At 28.7% G+C, this 1,463-nt stretch carries 2 protein-coding genes; both read left to right on the forward strand.

Features of this window, described 5'->3' with window-relative positions; translation table 11 throughout:
• Positions 1-219 precede the first annotated feature (219 nt).
• Positions 220-933 carry a hypothetical protein gene (locus B8T70_RS23465; RefSeq protein ID WP_086896434.1) on the forward strand — a complete coding sequence of 238 codons (714 nt, stop codon included), beginning with the start codon at positions 220-222 and terminating at the stop codon, positions 931-933.
• 13 nt (positions 934-946) lie between these two features.
• Positions 947-1,378 (forward strand): GPW/gp25 family protein, encoded by a 432-nt coding sequence (locus B8T70_RS23470; RefSeq protein ID WP_086896435.1) that lies wholly within the window; start codon positions 947-949, stop codon positions 1,376-1,378.
• The last annotated feature ends 85 nt before the right edge of the window (positions 1,379-1,463 follow it).

Raw genomic sequence — 1,463 nt, forward strand, 5'->3', positions numbered from 1 at the left:
CTATAAGGTTTTTTACACTCAAAAGGGATTATGAATTTAGCCCAAGTGCTGTAGATAATGAAAATATAAAAGAATACTTAAGTTGTTTGAAGTTGTATAGAGTTAAGAAAAAATAAGGGGAATTTATCTTTGGTCTCGAAGAGTAAATTATAAATATTTTGACCAATCTATGTCATTTTAGAAATAAAGTTAAAAAACAATTTATTAAAAAAATATAATATGCCAATTCCAGAATTAAATCTTTCACTAGGACTCACAGATAATGATGGTTCTGTTTTTTATGCAGGAAGTGGCGAAGGTAAAGTTATCGTTCGAACAGATTCTGCCTTGAAGAAGCATACTATTAGTATAACAATCTCTGAGCAGCAAGTAGGATCGGTGAATTTAAAAACGCATTTTAAAGGTGCTGAAATTCCTGCTGAAATTGAGATTCCAACCTATCAGATGATAGTTACAGATGATAAAACTGAAGAAAAAGAAATATATAAAGTTACACGAGATACTTATTTCTTTAAGGAACAAACAACAAAGAAAGGGCTATGGAGTTTCCTGGGATTAAAATTTTTGGCGACAAAAAACTTTCTTTTTGAGAATATACCTTTTGAACCTTTAAAAGAAGAAATTGAAACATTTGATATTTCTAAATATAGAAAATTGAATCATGATGTGCTTACCTATACTTTTCAGAACGAGGATAAAAATATACAAATTTTTGCAGGAGACATAAATACGTTTAAAGCCGAAAAAGGAACGAGTTATTTTATTATTGTTGATGAAAAAAAAGGACAACGCTTTATAGGGGACATTTTATATCGCGAGAAGTTTTTGAAGCTTACACCAAAAGTAAAACTTCATGTTATTAAGAGAAAACAAGTTTCGAAAGGAATGGAAACAAATAAGCAGGGACAAGCAGATAAGCTAATTTACATTTAAAAAAGTAAAAGATATGAAAGGAGCTTTTTATAAACTGCCAATAGATTTTAATGCAATAATTCAGAAAAAAGAGTTAGAAAAGACATCGATTGAACATTCTATTGCTCAACAAGTAATATTGTTAGCAACAACAACTTTTGGAGAATGTAAATTTGATGAAACCTTTGGGTCTAAAATTTGGGAAATAGACTTTGATTTATTAATGAATGAAAACACATTAAAAGAGATAATTTCAAAGACCATGAGACAGTCTTTACTTTTTCATGAGGTTAGGATTAATGTAAATGAACTTAAAGTAGAATTGTCTGAGACAAAATATTTTGTAGATGATGTGAGTAGAGCCAAAAAAAGAGTAGATATTATTATCGAAGCAACGATAAAAAGTACCAATAGGAATTTTGATTTTAGAGGATACTTTTTTGTAGGGCCATTATCTTATAAATAAAAGTTATTTGCCTGAGTACTAAATATAAGGGTTTAGCTGTGTTTTTGAAACTGAAATCTTAAAATATTGATAATGTAAAAGAAAT

Origin of the sequence: Flavobacterium sp. AJR (genome assembly GCF_002156885.1) — a bacterium.
Taxonomy (GTDB): domain Bacteria; phylum Bacteroidota; class Bacteroidia; order Flavobacteriales; family Flavobacteriaceae; genus Flavobacterium.

What these genes read in the sequence shown, in the direction of transcription:
- B8T70_RS23465 (WP_086896434.1), top strand. Translation starts at nt 220, where the DNA reads ATGCCAATTCCAGAATTAAATCTTTCACTAGGACTCACAGATAATGAT.
- B8T70_RS23470 (WP_086896435.1), top strand. Translation starts at nt 947, where the DNA reads ATGAAAGGAGCTTTTTATAAACTGCCAATAGATTTTAATGCAATAATT.